10 protein-coding genes are annotated in these 15,451 nt (G+C 73.3%); 2 read left to right on the forward strand and 8 right to left on the reverse strand.

Annotated features, from left to right (window positions below; genetic code table 11):
- Positions 1–162: 162 nt before the first annotated feature.
- Both uvrA and ACI79Y_RS15520 read right to left on the reverse strand, forming a co-directional pair.
- Positions 163–3,054, reverse strand: coding sequence for an excinuclease ABC subunit UvrA (gene uvrA, locus ACI79Y_RS15515; RefSeq protein WP_457159343.1), 2,892 nt, complete (start codon positions 3,052–3,054; stop codon positions 163–165).
- 102 nt (positions 3,055–3,156) lie between these two features.
- A complete protein-coding gene (locus ACI79Y_RS15520) occupies positions 3,157–4,533 on the reverse strand; it encodes an amidase (protein ID WP_457159344.1) in 1,377 nt (458 codons plus the stop codon).
- Between the two features lie 117 nt (positions 4,534–4,650).
- On the opposite strand from ACI79Y_RS15520, the gene ACI79Y_RS15525 reads away from it, so the two are divergent.
- Positions 4,651–5,328 (forward strand): MBL fold metallo-hydrolase, encoded by a 678-nt coding sequence (locus ACI79Y_RS15525; RefSeq protein WP_457159345.1) that lies wholly within the window; start codon positions 4,651–4,653, stop codon positions 5,326–5,328.
- Between the two features lie 34 nt (positions 5,329–5,362).
- On the opposite strand, the gene ACI79Y_RS15530 is transcribed toward ACI79Y_RS15525, so the two are convergent.
- Genes ACI79Y_RS15530 through ACI79Y_RS15540 form a run of 3 tightly spaced genes read right to left on the reverse strand, consistent with a single transcriptional unit; the run spans position 5,363 to position 9,088 of the window.
- The gene (locus tag ACI79Y_RS15530; protein ID WP_457159346.1) at positions 5,363–5,917 is read right to left on the reverse strand and encodes a hypothetical protein; all 555 of its coding nucleotides are present in this window, start codon (positions 5,915–5,917) and stop codon (positions 5,363–5,365) included.
- A 55-nt stretch (positions 5,918–5,972) separates the two neighbouring features.
- Positions 5,973–6,980, reverse strand: a complete 1,008-nt coding sequence (locus ACI79Y_RS15535; RefSeq protein WP_457159347.1) for a DUF2891 domain-containing protein — start codon at positions 6,978–6,980, stop codon at positions 5,973–5,975.
- Positions 6,977–9,088, reverse strand: coding sequence for a prolyl oligopeptidase family serine peptidase (locus ACI79Y_RS15540; protein WP_457159348.1), 2,112 nt, complete (start codon positions 9,086–9,088; stop codon positions 6,977–6,979). The genes ACI79Y_RS15535 and ACI79Y_RS15540 overlap by 4 nt, the downstream gene beginning before the upstream one ends.
- 76 nt (positions 9,089–9,164) lie before the next feature.
- Between ACI79Y_RS15540 and ACI79Y_RS15545 the strand changes: the two genes are divergently transcribed.
- Positions 9,165–10,409, forward strand: coding sequence for an amidohydrolase family protein (locus tag ACI79Y_RS15545; RefSeq protein ID WP_457159349.1), 1,245 nt, complete (start codon positions 9,165–9,167; stop codon positions 10,407–10,409).
- 6 nt (positions 10,410–10,415) lie between these two features.
- On the opposite strand, the gene ACI79Y_RS15550 is transcribed toward ACI79Y_RS15545, so the two are convergent.
- The 3 genes from ACI79Y_RS15550 to uvrB all read right to left on the reverse strand — a co-directional run bounded on the left by ACI79Y_RS15550 (position 10,416) and on the right by uvrB (position 15,241).
- Positions 10,416–11,507, reverse strand: a complete 1,092-nt coding sequence (locus tag ACI79Y_RS15550) for a TerC family protein (protein ID WP_457159350.1) — start codon at positions 11,505–11,507, stop codon at positions 10,416–10,418.
- Between the two features lie 112 nt (positions 11,508–11,619).
- Positions 11,620–12,750 carry a TerC family protein gene (locus ACI79Y_RS15555; protein ID WP_457159351.1) on the reverse strand — a complete coding sequence of 377 codons (1,131 nt, stop codon included), beginning with the start codon at positions 12,748–12,750 and terminating at the stop codon, positions 11,620–11,622.
- 358 nt (positions 12,751–13,108) lie between these two features.
- Positions 13,109–15,241, reverse strand: coding sequence for an excinuclease ABC subunit UvrB (gene uvrB, locus ACI79Y_RS15560; RefSeq protein ID WP_457159352.1), 2,133 nt, complete (start codon positions 15,239–15,241; stop codon positions 13,109–13,111).
- Positions 15,242–15,451: the final 210 nt, after the last annotated feature.

The following is a 15,451-nucleotide window of genomic DNA, read 5'->3' on the forward strand; positions in this document are numbered from 1 at the left end:
GAGGACTCCGCGGTCCGGCAGAACTCATCGGCATCGGGCTGCCGAGTGGTGGTCCGGGGGGGTCGTCGGGGGGGGCCCGGGGGGGGGGGGGGGGCACCCCCCCCCCCCCCCCCGCGGGGGGCCCCCCGGGGCTCGGTCGGGTGGGCCGTCGCCCGGAGAGGGTCAGCTGGCCTTCTTGCGGACTCGCTTCTTCGGCTCGGCCGCCGCGGCGATCGCCGCCGGGTCGAGGATGTCGGCGAGGAACCGGCCGGTGTGGCTCTCCGCCACGGTGGCGACGAACTCCGGCGGACCCTCCGCGACGACGGAGCCACCGCGGAAGCCGCCCTCCGGGCCCATGTCGATGAGCCAGTCGGCGCTCTTGATCACGTCGAGGTTGTGCTCGATGACGATGACCGAGTTGCCCTTGTCGACCAGGCCCTGGAGCACCAGGAGCAGCTTGCGGATGTCCTCGAAGTGCAGGCCGGTGGTCGGCTCGTCGAGGACGTAGATGGTGCGGCCGTTGGACCGCTTCTGCAGCTCGCTGGCGAGCTTGACCCGCTGTGCCTCACCGCCGGACAGGGTGGTGGCCGGCTGGCCGAGCCGGATGTAGCCGAGGCCGACGTCGGTGAGGGTGCGCATGTACCGGGCGATCGCGGGGATCGCCTCGAAGAACTCGGCGGCCTCCGAGATAGGCATGTCCAGGACCTCGGCGACCGTCCTGCCCTTGTAGTGCACCTCCAGCGTCTCCCGGTTGAACCGGGCGCCCTTGCAGACCTCGCAGGGCACGTAGACGTCGGGCAGGAAGTTCATCTCGATCTTCAGCGTGCCGTCACCGGAGCAGGCCTCGCAGCGGCCGCCCTTGACGTTGAAGGAGAAGCGGCCGGGCTGGTAGCCGCGGATCTTCGCCTCCGACGTGCTGGCGAACAGCTTGCGGATGTGGTCCCAGACGCCGGTGTAGGTGGCCGGGTTCGACCGCGGCGTGCGGCCGATGGGCGACTGGTCGACGCCGACGACCTTGTCCAGCTGGTCCAGGCCGGTGATGGTGCGGTGCCGGCCTGGCACCAGCCGCGCGCGGTTCAGCTCGTTGGCCAGGGTGGTGTACAGGATGTCGTTGACCAGGCTGGACTTGCCCGAGCCGGAGACCCCGGTGACGGCGACCAGGCAGCCCAGCGGGAAGGCGACGTCGATGCCCCGCAGGGTGTTCTCCCGCGCGCCCTTGACCACCAGTTCCCGGCCGGGCTGCGGCTGCCGGCGGACGGCGGGGATGGTGATCTCCTTGCGCCCGGACAGGTATGCACCCGTCAGCGAGCGCTCGCTCTCCAGGAGGTCCTGCACGGTGCCGCTGACGACCACCTCGCCGCCGTGCTCACCGGCGCCGGGGCCGATGTCGACGACCCAGTCGGCCTGCTTGATCGTGTCCTCGTCGTGCTCGACGACGATGAGCGTGTTGCCCATGTCGCGCAGCCGGACGAGGGTCTCGATGAGCCGGATGTTGTCCCGCTGGTGCAGCCCGATGGACGGCTCGTCGAGGACGTAGAGCACGCCGACCAGCCCGGAGCCGATCTGGGTGGCCAGCCGGATCCGCTGCGCCTCGCCGCCGGCCAGGGTGGCCGCCGGGCGGTCGAGGGACAGGTAGTCGAGCCCGACGTCGACCAGGAAGGACAGCCGGGCCTGGATCTCGCGCAGCACGCGGTCGGCGATCACCTTCTCCCGCTCGCCCAGCTCCAGCGCACCGAGCCACTCCGAGGCCTCGCCGATGGACAGCCCGGTGACCTCGGCGATCGACCGGCTGTTGAGCTTGACCGCGAGGATCTCCGGCTTGAGCCGGGTGCCGTGGCAGACGGGACAGGGGACGTCCCGCATGTAGCCCTCGTACTTGTCCTTCATGAACTCGCTGTCGGTGTCCTCGTGCCGGCGCTCGAGGAAGGGCAGCACGCCTTCGAAGGCGGCGTAGTAGCTGCGCTCGCGGCCGTAGCGGTTCTTGTAGCGGACGTGCACCTGGTCCGGGGACCCGTGCAGCACCGCCTTCTGCACCTTGGCCGGCAGCCGCTCCCACGGCGTCGTCATGGAGAAGCCGAGCATGTCGGCCAGCCCGGAGAGCAGCCGCTGGAAGTACTCCTTGCTCATCGAGCCGGCCCACGGCGCGATCGCGCCTTCCTCGAGGCTCTTGGTCGGGTCGGGCACCACGAGGTCGGGGTCGACCTCCTTGCGGGTGCCGATGCCGGTGCACTCGGGGCACGCGCCGAAGGGCGAGTTGAAGGAGAAGGACCGGGGCTCGAGCGCCTCGAAGGACAGCCCGTCGTCGATGCAGGCCAGGTGCTCGGAGAAGGTCCGCTCGCGGGCCGGGTCGTCCTCCGGGAGGTCGACGAAGTCCAGCACGACGAGACCGCCGGCCAGGCCGAGGGCCGTCTCGACCGAGTCGGTGAGCCGCCGCTTGGCGTTCTCCTTGACGGTGAGCCGGTCGACGATCACCTCGATGGTGTGCTTCTCCTGCTTCTTGAGCGTGGGCGGCTCGGTCAGCGGGTGCACGGTGCCGTCGACGCGGACCCGGGAGAAGCCCTGGGTCTGCAGCGAGCTGAACAGGTCGACGTACTCGCCCTTGCGGGCGCGGACCACCGGGGCGAGCACCTGGAACCGGGTGCCCTCCGCCATCGCCAGCACCTGGTCGACGATCTGCTGCGGCGTCTGCCGGCTGATCGGCTTGCCGCAGTTGGGGCAGTGTGGCTGCCCGGCGCGGGCGTAGAGCAGCCGCAGGTAGTCGTAGACCTCGGTGATCGTGCCGACGGTCGACCGGGGGTTGCGGTTGGTCGACTTCTGGTCGATCGACACCGCCGGGGAGAGCCCCTCGATGAAGTCGACGTCGGGCTTGTCCATCTGCCCGAGGAACTGGCGGGCGTAGGCCGACAGCGACTCGACGTACCGGCGCTGCCCCTCGGCGAAGATCGTGTCGAAGGCCAGGCTGGACTTGCCCGAGCCGGAGAGCCCCGTGAACACGATCATCGCGTCGCGGGGCAGGTCGAGGTTGACGTCCTTGAGGTTGTGCTCGCGGGCGCCGCGGACGACGAGCCGGTCCATGTGATCCCTGTCGGTCGCAGTGGTTCTTGCTGGGGTGGAACGCCGGGGCCGGCGGGCGGACTTCCCCTCCGCGGTGTCGGCTGGGTCTCCCGGCCGGACCGGTCAGCCGGTGGCGACGGCGGGCCGGGCGCGGGGGTCGAAGACGGGCGCGTGCCGGCGCCAGGGCAGCCGGCGTTCCAGCTCTCCGGCGAGCCACAGTAGTCGGGTCTCGCCACCCGCCGGGCCGACGAGCTGCACCGACGTGGGCAGCCCGGACCGGCCCGGGCCCGCCGGCAGCACGAGGGCCGGCAGGCCGGCGCCGTTCCAGGCGGAGGTCCACGGCGCCCAGCGGGCGTTGGCGGTCGTGTTGGCCAGGAAGCCACGCTCGTGCCAGGGGCGGGCGGGCAGCGGCGGGCCGCTGACCACGGGCGTGAGCAGCACGTCGACGTCGGTGAAGAAGTCGGCCATCCGGCCCCGGAAGGCCGCGAGCGCCCCGGGCCGGAGCAGGCGGGTGCGCTGCACCAGCCGGCCCAGTCGGGTGTGCACCCGGTGCCGGGGCTCGAGTGCGCGCCGGTCGATCCCGAGGGCGTCGGCGTCGGTGACCGGGCCGGCCAGCCAGCGGGCGACCACCGCGGCCGCGGCGGCCGGCGTGATCGGTGGCTCGCGGCGGACGACGGTGTGCCCGGCGGCCCGCAGCTCGGCGGCGACGGCGTCCAGCGCTGCCCGCCCCGCGGCGTCGAGGCGCGCGCCGGGGACCGGGGACCGGGTGGAGACCGCGATCCGCAGCGGCCCGGGAGGCGGCGACGGCTCGGCCAGGGGTGCGCCGGACAGCACGGCGATGCCGGCGGCGAGGTCGGCGACCGTGGTCGCGAGCACCCCGTGCTCGGCCATGCCGTACCAGCTGTTCGCCCCGACCGCGCCCGGCACGACGCCCGTGCCGGGCTTCAGCGTGACCAGCCCGCAGGCCGCCGCCGGGAGTCGCAGCGACCCCATGCCGTCGTTCCCGTGGGCCAGCGGCACCGCGGCCGCCGCGACGGCCGCGGCGCTGCCGCCGGAGGAGCCGGCGGCCGACCGCGCGGTGTCCCAGGGGTTGCGGGTGACGGTGCCCGGACCGTCGGTGGCCGAGTAGACGCAGAGCTCGGGTGCCCGGGTGATCCCGACGACCACCGCACCGGCGGCGCGCAGCCGCGCGACGACCGGGTCGTCGGTGGCGGCCGGGGTCGGGGTGTGCGCGGCGGACCCGTCGGTGGCCAGCTCCCCCGCCACGGCCACGTTGTCCTTCACCGCGACCGGGACACCGGCCAGCGGCAGCCGTGCGCGGTCGGGCGAGGCGTCGACCGCCGCGGCCTCGGCCAGCGCCGCCTCGGTGCGCACCACGCGGAAGGCGCCGACCCGCGGCTCGACGTCGGCCAGGTGCGCCAGGTGCGCCCGGACCACCTCGACCGCGGTCAGCTCGCCGGACCGGACCCGGGCGGCCAGCTCGGTGGCGGGGAGGCCCACGAGCGGGCCCGTCCCCGTCCCGGATCCCGACAGGGGGTCTGCGGGCGCGGCACCTGCACTAGCGTCCATGCGGTCGAACCTAACCGTGGCCCCCGACAGTTCTCAGATCGGAGCGCGATGAACGACAGCTACACCGGCGACGTGCGGGTCGGCGGGCCGGCCGACGTCCGCGAGCTGCCCGGGCTGACGATCCGAAAGCTCGCGGTCAGCGAGATGGCGAACAACGCGTACCTGCTCACCGACAGCGGCACGGGCCCGGGCACCGGCCAGGCGCTGCTGATCGACGCGGCGGCCGAACCCGAGGCGCTGCTGGAGCTGATCGACGCCGCCGACGTCCGCACCGTGGTCACCACGCACGGCCACTGGGACCACCACCGCGCGCTCCCGGAGGTGCTCCGGGCCACCGGCGCCGAGAACGTCGCGCACCCGGCCGACGCCGCTGACCTGCCGGTGCCGGTCACCCGCCCGGTCCAGCACGGCGACACGATCACCGTGGGCGACCAGGTGCTCGAGGTCGTGCACCTACGGGGGCACACCCCGGGCAGCATCGCGCTGGTCTGGCGGGGGCCCGAGGGCGCGGGCACCCACGTCTTCACCGGCGACAGCCTCTTCCCCGGCGGGGTCGGCAACACCCAGTCCGACGCCGCCCGGTTCACCAGCCTGCTCGACGACGTCGAGGCCCGGCTGTTCGGCGTCCTGCCCGACGAGGCCTGGGTCTACCCCGGCCACGGCGCGGACACGACGCTGGGCGCCGAGCGCCCCCACCTCGCGGAGTGGCGCGAGCGCGGCTGGTGACCAGCCCCCGCCCCCCGAAGGCAAGGCGTGCCCCTCACTCCCGGGTGACGGCCGCTGAGGGGGGCAGTTGCCTGAGGAGCCGGTCGATCCGCCGGGTGCCCCGCCCGGCCCCCCACCCGATGGTGGCCAGCAGCACCACCAGCGCGCCGACCGCGAGCGCGCCGAGCGCCCAGTCGGATCGGGCGGGCAGCAGCGCCAGCACGGCGACCGCCAGGAGGGCCACCATCACCAGCCCGGCGGCCAGGTACCCGCGCAGGATGCGGCGTTCCCGGAGCAGTGACCGGCGCCACCGCGCCGGGTCGGCGCCCTCGGGCAGCCGTCCCGACCGCAGAGCTGCCCGGAAGTCCTCCGCGCGGTCGGCGCCGCCCAGGCGGCGCGCCTGCATCCAGGCGCCGAACGAGGCGCCGACGGCGGCTCCCAGGAACGTCGGGAGCGGCCCTGCCCAGTCGGCCGGGCCCTCCCGCACGTGTGCGATCAGGGCGACGACCGCCACGTAGCCGACGACGTGCGCCGCGACGGCCAGCCCTGCGACCAGCCAGCGGCGGCGGCGCCGCGGCAGCCCGTCCAGCCATGCCCTCGGTGCAGCCACTCGGACCTCCCCGTCCTGCTGCCGGCTCCGGGCCGCGGACCGCGGCCCCGCCGGCTCAGCAACCAGTATCGAGGTACAGCAGGGCGTAGGCGGCGAGCCAGTGCTCGACCATGTAGTCGCTGCCGCTGACGTGCGGCAGCGCCGCGGCCGCGTGCTCCCCGGCGGAGGCCCGCAGCACGGGCACCCGGGCGTCGTCCGCCGGCAGGGCGCCGGCGAGCCGGCCCAGGCACCACGCCCGGCTCAGGTTCAGCCCGTGCAGGTGCGCGGTCTGCCCGTCGCTCGCGTCGCCGACCACGGCGGGGCCGAACAGCGGCCCGTCGGCGAGGCCGGGCAGGAAGGCCGACAGCCAGGCCGGGAAGTCCGGCACGACGACGGACACCAGCACCGCCTCGACCAGGGCCGGTGACAGGAAGTCCGAGCCGGAGGGCTCCCAGCGCACCGGCGCGTCGGTGTCCGCGGCGAACCAGCGGCGGGCGGCGTCGGCCAGCATCCCGTCGACCCCCGCCCGCCGGGCGGCCGGCAAGGCCATCAGCAGGCCGAACGCGCTGTTGGGGTGCAGCCCGGTGCGCACCGGGTAGGTCGCCCCGGGCAACCAGCGCGCGTAGGCGGCGAGGAAGTGGTCGGCCAGCGGCTGCAGCGTCGCGGCCCAGCGGCGGACGTCGTCCGGGGCGGCGTCCTCGGCCGCCCAGGAGGCCGCCTCCTCGACCAGCGTCAGCGCCCAGGCCCAGCCGTAGGGCCGCTCCCAGCCGGGGTTCCCGACGGCGTGCGCCACCTCCGCCGCGATCGCCTCCGGCGTCCAGTGCGCGTCGAGCACCGCCCGGACCTCCGCGGCCGGCACCCGGTCACCGGCGACCCGCAGCAGCCGGAGCAGCACCCAGTGCATCTCCACCGCGGAGTGCCAGTCGTAGCTGCCGTAGAACGCGGGGTGCCGGTCGCGTGGGCGCACCGGCGCGTCCCCGGGCGCGCGGTAGTGCACGTACAACCCGTTGGGGAACTCCTCCTGCACCGTCCGCAGCGCGGTGGCGGCCAGCTCCGGGGCGGCCCCGTCCAGGTCCGGCGTCACAGCCGGGTGGCCGGCACGCTGAGCGTGTCGTCGCGCCGCCCGCCGGCCTCGCCGTCGGCCGCCGCCTCGACCCCCACATCGAGCTGGGCCTCCACCGGCTCCTCCCCCACCGGAGCGGCCGGTCCGGCGCCCGCCGGAAGCTCGGCCACCCCGACCCGGTTCTGCGGCGTGGGCAGCCAGCGGGCCCACCAGCGCAGCACGTGCTCCAGCCGGGCCAGCCGGTGCTTGGGCCGGCCGGAGCGGGACAGCTCGTGGCCCTCACCGGGGAACAGCAGCAGCTCGGTGGGCACGCCGCGGCGCTTGAGCTCCACGTACAGCCGGGTGCCCTGCTCCAGCGGGCAGCGCCAGTCCTCCTCGGAGTGGATGACGAACGTCGGCGTGGTGATCCGGTGGGCGTGCGCGAGCGCCGACTGGGCGGCGACCCGCGCGGGGTCGGTGCCCAGGTACTCGTCGGGGAAGAACCAGCCGATGTCCGACGACCCGACGAAGCTGACCGGGTCGTTGAACGCCCGCTCGCTGATCCCGGCGACGAACCGGTCGGTGCGCCCCAGCAGCAGGGTGGTCATGTAGCCCCCGTAGGAGCCGCCCATCAGCCCCACCCGGGAGGCGTCCAGCTGCGGGTCGGTGAGCGCGTCGTCGAGGAAGGCCAGCACGTCGTCGGCGTCCAGCTCGCCCATGTGCTCCTTGATCACCCGGCCGTGCTCCTGCCCGTAGCCGGAGGACCCGCGCGGGTTGCACATCAGCACCGCGTAGCCCGCCTCGACGTAGGCCTGGGTCTCGTCGAACAGGGTCCAGCCGTACTGGCTGAACGGCCCGCCGTGCACGGTGAGCAGCACCGGGTGCGGCCCGGGCCCGGGCGGGGTGGTCAGCCAGCCGTGCACCGGGTAGCCGTCGGGGGCGGTGGCGGTCCGCTCGCGCATCCGGTGCAGCCGGCCGGTCTCCTGGAGCGGGGCGCCGAACCCGGTGAGCAGCCGGCGCCGTCCGGGGGTGATCGCGATCAGCTCGCCGGCCGACCGGTCGTGCGCGACCGTGGCGACGACGACGCCCCCGCCGGCCCCGACGCCCCGCACCGTGTACGGCCCGTCGATCAGCGTCTCGGGTTCCCCGCCGCCCAGCGGCACCCGCAGCAGCTCGACCGCGCCGCGGCGCTGCACCCCGAACAGCACGCCGTCGGGCGTGACGACGGTCGCCGGGGTCTCGTCGCCCCGGTCGTGCGTCTCCGGGTCGAGCACCGGCGTGACCGGGCCGCCGGCGGCGGGCGCCCGGCACAGCGTGGTGTTGCGGCCGACGAAGTCCCGGCCGCTGTCACCCAGGTCGGGCTGCGCGGAGAACCAGAGGGTCTCCCCCGCCGGGTCCCAGGCCGGGTGGGCGACGGCCGAGCGGCTCTGCGTGATCCGGCGCAGCCCGGACCCGTCGGGGCGCACCACGAAGACGTCGCTGACCAGGTCGGCGTCGGCCCGCTCGTGGCGGGCGGAGACGAAGGCGAGCAGCACGCCATCCGGGCTCCAGGCGACGTCGGTGTCGTCGTGGTCGCCGCCGGTCACCTGGACCGGCTCCGGCAGCGGGACGGCGGTGTCGTCGGCGTCGCCGGGCAGGTCGACGACGAACACGTGGCGGCGCCGGTCGGTGGTGAAGCCGACGTCGTCGCTGCGGTACTTCAGCGTGGTGATCAGCCGGGGCGCCTCCGCCGCCGGGGCGACGTCCTCCTCGGTGCCGTACCGGCCCGCCTCGGGCACCCGGGCGGTGTACGCCAGCCGCCGGGAGTCCGGCGACCAGACCGGGGCGCCGGCGCCCAGGTGGTGGTCGGTGAGCCGGCGGGGAGCGCCGCCCGCGACGGGCAGCACGTGCAGCTGGGGCGCGCCCTTCGGCTCGGCGGCCAGGTAGGCGAGCCAGCGGCCGTCCGGGGAGAACGCGGGGGCGGAGTCGCGGTGCCCGGCGGTGAGCGGGCGGGCCGGGGCCGACCCGTCGGTGGGCACGGTCCACAGCTGGCTGCGGTACTCGTCGGCGTCCAGGTCCAGCCGGGTCACCGCGACGACCGCGGTCCGCCCGTCCGGGGAGACCGCGGGCACACCGGGGACGCGCAGCAGGGAGAGGTCGGTCGGCCGCATGTCTGCGACGCTAGCCCAGGCCCGGCGCGGGCCAGATGGTGAGCACCGCTAACGGGTGAGTGCCTAAGGTGCCCGCATGACGCGACGCGTGTTCTCCGGCGGTCAGGTCCTCGACGGCACGGGCAGCCCGGCCGCGCCCGCCGACGTCGTCGTGCAGGACGGCCGGATCGTGGAGGTCGGCACGGGCCTGGACGGCGACGAGGTCGTCGACTGCACCGGCGCCACGGTGCTGCCCGGCCTGTTCGACTGCCACGTGCACGTGATGATCAGCGGCGTCGACACCCTGCGGCACCTGCAGACGCCCTTCAGCTACGGCTTCTTCGAGGCCGCGCAGAACCTGCGGCGCACCCTCGCCCAGGGCATCACCTCGGTCCGCGACGCCGGGGGCGCCGACCTCGGCGTGGCCGAGGCGGTCCGGCGCGGGCTCACCGCCGGGCCGCGGCTGCAGATCGCCATCAGCATGCTGTCCCAGACCGGTGGCCACGGCGACGGCTGGCACGTCTGCGGGGCCGAGCTGCCGCTGCTCGGGCCACACCCGGGCCGCCCGCGGACGATCGTCGACGGGGCGGACGAGATGCGCCGCACCGTCCGCGAGCTGCTGCGCGCGGGCGCCGACGTCCTCAAGGTCGCCACCAGCGGCGGGGTGCTCTCCGCCCGGGACGACCCGCGCCACCCGCACTTCCGCCCCGCCGAGCTCGCCGTGCTCGTCGAGGAGGCCGAGGCCGCCGGCGTCGCGGTGATGGCGCACGCGCAGGGCGCGGAGGGGATCAAGGCCGCCGTCCGGGCCGGGATCCGCTCCATCGAGCACGGCATCTACCTCGACGACGAGGCGATCGAGCTGATGCTCGAACGCGGCACCTGGCTGGTGCCCACCCTCGCCGCGCCCCGGGCGGTGCTCACCGCCGCCGACGCCGGCGCGGCGCTCCCCGACGCGGTGGTGGCGAAGGCGCGCGCCGTGCAGGCGGTGCACGACGAGGCGGTGAGCCGGGCCGTCGACGCCGGGGTGCGGATCGCCATGGGCACCGACAGCGGCGTCGGCCCGCACGGGGACAACCTCAGCGAGCTCGGCCTGATGGCCGGTTGCGGGATGACCCCCGAGCAGGCCTGGCACGCCTCCACCCTGTCCGCGGCGCAGCTGCTCGGGGTCGCCGACTCCCTCGGCAGCCTCGAGCCGGGCAAGCGGGCCGACGTCGTCGTGCTGGACGGGGACGCCCGGGACCTGACCGGGCTGGCCGGGCGGATCCGGGAGGTCTGGCGGGACGGCGAACTGGTCGCGGCCGGCGGCGCCGTCGTGGAGCCCGGGACGATCCCGCCCCGCTGACCCGGCTCAGCTGCCCCGGGGCTCTTCGACCACCTCGGCGCGGCCGGTCTCCGCGGTGTCGGGCACGGTACGGCCGGTCTCGTCGGTCTCCACGGGCGGCTCGCCGGTCACGGCGGCCGGCCCCGCCTGGGCCTCCTCGCCGCGGGTCTTCAGCAGGCTGGCCACGGTCGCCACCACGAGGACGACGAGGATCACCGTGAGCGACAGCCAGGTGGGCACCGTGGGCACCGCCTCCAGCGGCTCGCGCTCCCCGGCGAACGGGTACTGGTTCTCGTGCAGCGCCTCGAGGACGAGCTTGACGCCGATGAAGGCCAGGATGACCGCCAGCCCCAGGGACAGGTAGACCAGGCGCTTGAGCAGGCCGCCGAGCAGGAAGTACAGCTGGCGCAGCCCCATCAACGCGAAGACGTTCGCGGTGAAGACGATGAACGCCTCCCGGGTGAGGCCGAAGATCGCCGGGATGCTGTCCAGCGCGAACAGCAGGTCGGTGGTGCCCAGCGCCAGGAACACCACGATCATCGGGGTCCAGAGCTTCGTGCCGTCGTGCTCGACCCGGACCTTGCTGCCGTGGTACTCGGCGGTCATCGGGAGCACCCGCCGCATGCGGCGGATGAGCGCGTTCTCCTCGTAGTCCTCGTCCTCGTCGCGGTGCCGGACCAGGTTGACGGCGGTCCAGACCAGGAAGGCACCGAAGAGGTAGAAGACCCAGATGAACTGCTCGATCAGGGCGGCACCGGCCAGGATGAAGACCCCTCGCAGCACCAGCGCGATGATGATCCCGACCATCAGGACCTCTTGCTGCAGCTTCCGGGGCACCTGGAAGCGGGCCATGATGATCACGAAGACGAAGAGGTTGTCGACCGAGAGCGAGTACTCGGTCAGCCAGCCCGCGTAGAACTCGGTGGCGAACGTCCCGTCGGTGACGGCGAGCAGCAGCAGCCCGAACAGCAGCGCCAACCCCACGTAGAAGGTGACCCAGGCGGCCGCCTCCTTCACGGAGGGCTCGTGCGGGCGACGGGCGACGATCGCGAGGTCGGCGAGCAGCAGGACGGTGAGCCCCACGAACGTCGAGATCTCGAACCAGACGGGGAGCTCCACGTACCGGAACTCTACAAGTCAGTTGCACCAACCACCCGCCAGGACGCGGCGGGGGTCCGTGGTGCCCCCGACCCGCCCGCCGGTGCCCCAGGGACACCGGCGGGCGGGTCGTTCAGCCCCGGTCGGGTCGGTCGGACTTGGTGACCGCCGCCTGCCGGGGCTCCGGCAGGCCGTCCTGGGAGGCGCGCTCGGGGTCGCCCGGGGCACCGATGTTCCGCCCGGTCCGGTCGGCGCCGGGGTCGCCCGCGCCGGTGCGCTGGGCCCGGCGGTCGGCGTCCTTCTTGTTCTTGCGCAGGCTGGCCACGGTGGTCACCACCAGGGTGACCAGGATGACGACCAGCGACAGCCAGGTCGGGATCTCCGGGATCGCGGTGAAGTGCTCACCACCGTTGATGAACGGCAGCTCGTTCTCGTGCAGCGCGTGGATGACCAGCTTGACGCCGATGAAGCCGAGGATGACCGCCAGGCCGTAGGCGAGGTACACCAGCTTGTCGAGCAGGCCGTCGAGCAGGAAGAACAGCTGCCGCAGGCCGAGCAGGGCGAAGGCGTTGGCGGTGAAGACCAGGTAGGTCTCCTGGGTGAGGCCGAAGATCGCCGGGATGGAGTCGACGGCGAAGAGGATGTCGGCGCTGCCGATGGCGATCAGCGCGATGGCCAGCGGCGTGATGAAGCGCTTGCCGTCGATCTTCGTGGTGAGCCGGTCGGAGTGGTACTCCGCCGTCGTCGGCAGCACCTTGCGGGTCAGCCGCAGGACGGCGTTCTCCTTGAACTCCTCGTCCTCGTCGTGCCCACCGCTGCGCGCCTGCGCGATCGCGGTCCAGATGAGGAAGCCGCCGAAGATGTAGAAGACGAAGCTGAAGTTCTCGATCGCGGCCGCGCCGACGAAGATGAACATCGTCCGCAGCACCAGGGCGAAGGCGATGCCGAACAGCAGCACCTTCTGCTGCAGCTCCCGGGGCACCGCGAAGCTGGCCATGATCAGCACGAAGACGAAGAGATTGTCGACCGAGAGGCTCTTCTCGGTGACCCACCCGGCGAAGTACTCACCACCGTAGGTGCCGCCGGCGAACCACAGCACCAGCAGTCCGAAGACCAGCGCGATGCCGACGTAGATCGCCGACCAGGTGGCCGACTCCTTGAGAGTGGGCGCGTGCGGGGTGCGGACGTGTCCGACGAAGTCGAACACCAGCATCCCGATGATGGCGGCGACGGTGATCGCCCAGACCCAGAGTGGGACGTCCAACGGATTCCTCCGGTTCACTGGCAGCTGTCAGTACCGGAGGTCTCTCCCGCCGCCCCGGACCCGGGTCGACCGACAGGGCCGGGGTCGGGGTGACCCGTGCTGACGACCACTGCCGCGCAGGGATACTCCCCTCCACGTCGGACCCGATCACCACCGGCAGCAGCCGCGTCGCTACTCGAGCGCCCGCAGTGGGGGTCCGCTGCCGCCCAACGCGCGAACCGCCCGGGGAGTTCCCGCCCCGCCCGGCCCCCTCGCAGGGGCCCGCCGCGAGCCTCGGACGGCCTCGTCCGGAGGCTCGCCCGAGCTTGCGGGGGATGAGGGGGACGAGGTCCTTCTCGGGGGGCGAGGGGGTCCCTCCTCAGGCGTGTGCGGCGTCGAGCTGGCGCAGTTCCTTCTTCAGCTCGGTCAGCTCGTCGCGCAGCCGCGCGGCGACCTCGAACTGCAGCTCCCGGGCGGCGGCGAGCATCTGGTCGTTCATCTGCGTGATCATGTCGGCGAGCTCGTTGCGCGGCAGACCCTGCACGTCGATCGAGCCGGCCTTGCCCTTGGTCGATCCGGCCTTGCTCTTCGACGACAGCCCGGGCACCGGCGCCTTGCCGCGGGACTGCTGCCGCCCCGAGCCGCCCAGGAGCTCGGTCGACTCCTCGGCCTCCTCTGCCGCCTTGTAGATCCCGTCGAGGATGTCGACGATCTTCTTGCGCAGCGGCTGCGGGTCGATGCCGTGCTCGGTGTTGTAGGCGATCTGCTTGGCCCGGCGCCGGTTGGTCTCGTCGATCGCCTGGGCCATCGACGGGGTGATCTTGTCGGCGTACATGTGCACCTGCCCGGAGACGTTGCGCGCCGCCCGGCCGATCGTCTGGATCAGCGAGGTGCCGGACCGGAGGAAGCCCTCCTTGTCGGCGTCGAGGATCGCCACCAGGGACACCTCGGGCAGGTCGAGCCCCTCGCGCAGCAGGTTGATGCCGACCAGCACGTCGTACTCCCCCTGCCGCAGCTCGCGCAGCAGCTCGACGCGGCGCAGGGTGTCGACCTCGGAGTGCAGGTACCGCACCTTGATGCCCAGCTCGAGCAGGTAGTCGGTGAGGTCCTCGGACATCTTCTTGGTCAGCGTGGTGACGAGAATGCGTTCGTCCCGTTCGACCCTGACCCGGATCTCGTGCACCAGGTCGTCGATCTGGCCCTTGGTCGGCTTGACCACGACCTCCGGGTCGACCAGACCGGTCGGCCGGATGACCTGCTCGACGACGTCGCCCTGCACCCGGCCCAGCTCGTAGTTCCCCGGTGTCGCGGAGAGGTAGACGGTCTGGTGGATGCGTTCGGTGAACTCCTCCCACTTCAGCGGCCGGTTGTCCATCGCCGAGGGCAGTCGGAAGCCGTGCTCGACCAGGGTGCGCTTGCGGCTCATGTCGCCCTCGTACATGCCGCCGATCTGCGGCACCGTCACGTGCGACTCGTCGATGACCAGCAGGAAGTCGTCGGGGAAGTAGTCGATGAGGCAGGCGCCGGCGCTGCCGGGAGCGCGCCCGTCGATGTGCCGCGAGTAGTTCTCGATGCCGGAGCAGAAGCCGACCTGGCGCATCATCTCGATGTCGTAGGTGGTGCGCATGCGCAGCCGCTGGGACTCCAGCAGCTTCCCCTGCCGGTCGAGCTCGGCCAGCCGCTGCTCGAGCTCGGCCTCGATGGTGGCGATCGCCCGCTCCATCCGCTCCGGGCCGGCGACGTAGTGGGTGGCGGGGAAGACGAACAGCTCGTCGACCTCGCGGACGACCTCGCCGGTGAGCGGGTGCAGGTAGTAGAGCCGCTCGACCTCGTCGCCGAACATCTCGATCCGGACGGCGAGCTCCTCGTAGACCGGGAAGACCTCGATCGTGTCGCCCCGCACCCGGAAGGTGCCCCGGGTGAAGGCCAGGTCGTTGCGGGTGTACTGCTCGGTGACCAGCGTGCGCAGCAGCTCGTCGCGGTCGCGGTCCTCCCCCACCTTGATCTTCAGCGCCCGGTCGACGTACTCCTCCGGCGTCCCGAGGCCGTAGATGCAGGAGACGGTGGAGACGACGATGACGTCGCGCCGGGTGAGCAGGCTGTTCGTCGCCGAGTGGCGCAGCCGCTCCACCTCCTCGTTGATGGAGGAGTCCTTCTCGATGTAGGTGTCGGTCTGCGGGACGTACGCCTCGGGCTGGTAGTAGTCGTAGTAGGAGACGAAGTACTCCACCGCGGCGTCGGGCAGGAGCTCGCGGAACTCGTTGGCCAGCTGTGCCGCGAGGGTCTTGTTGGGCGCCATCACCAGCGTGGGGCGCTGCACCTGCTCGATCAGCCACGCCGTGGTCGCCGACTTGCCGGTGCCGGTGGCGCCGAGCAGGACCGTGTCCGCCTCCCCCGCGTTCACCCGCTCGGCCAGGGCCTTGATCGCCGCCGGCTGGTCGCCCGAGGGCTCGAACTCGCTGACGACGCGGAACCGCCCCCGGGTGGGGCGGAGGTCGGTGTTCGTGCGCACGGCACGACGGTACGACGGGGGTGCGACAGAACGGGCCGCGACGACCGTCCGGGTCGGCGGACCGACCATGATCGTCATCCGCCGCCGGAGTTGGCACACTGCGGGGCGACCTGCCCGGGACACCGCGGCGACGTGTCCCGCCCACCCGCACAGTGGTGGAGGCGACAGGTGTGACCGGGGTCGTTTCCGGGCATCCGACGGCGAACCCCT

This window comes from Modestobacter sp. SYSU DS0875 (assembly GCF_054050915.1).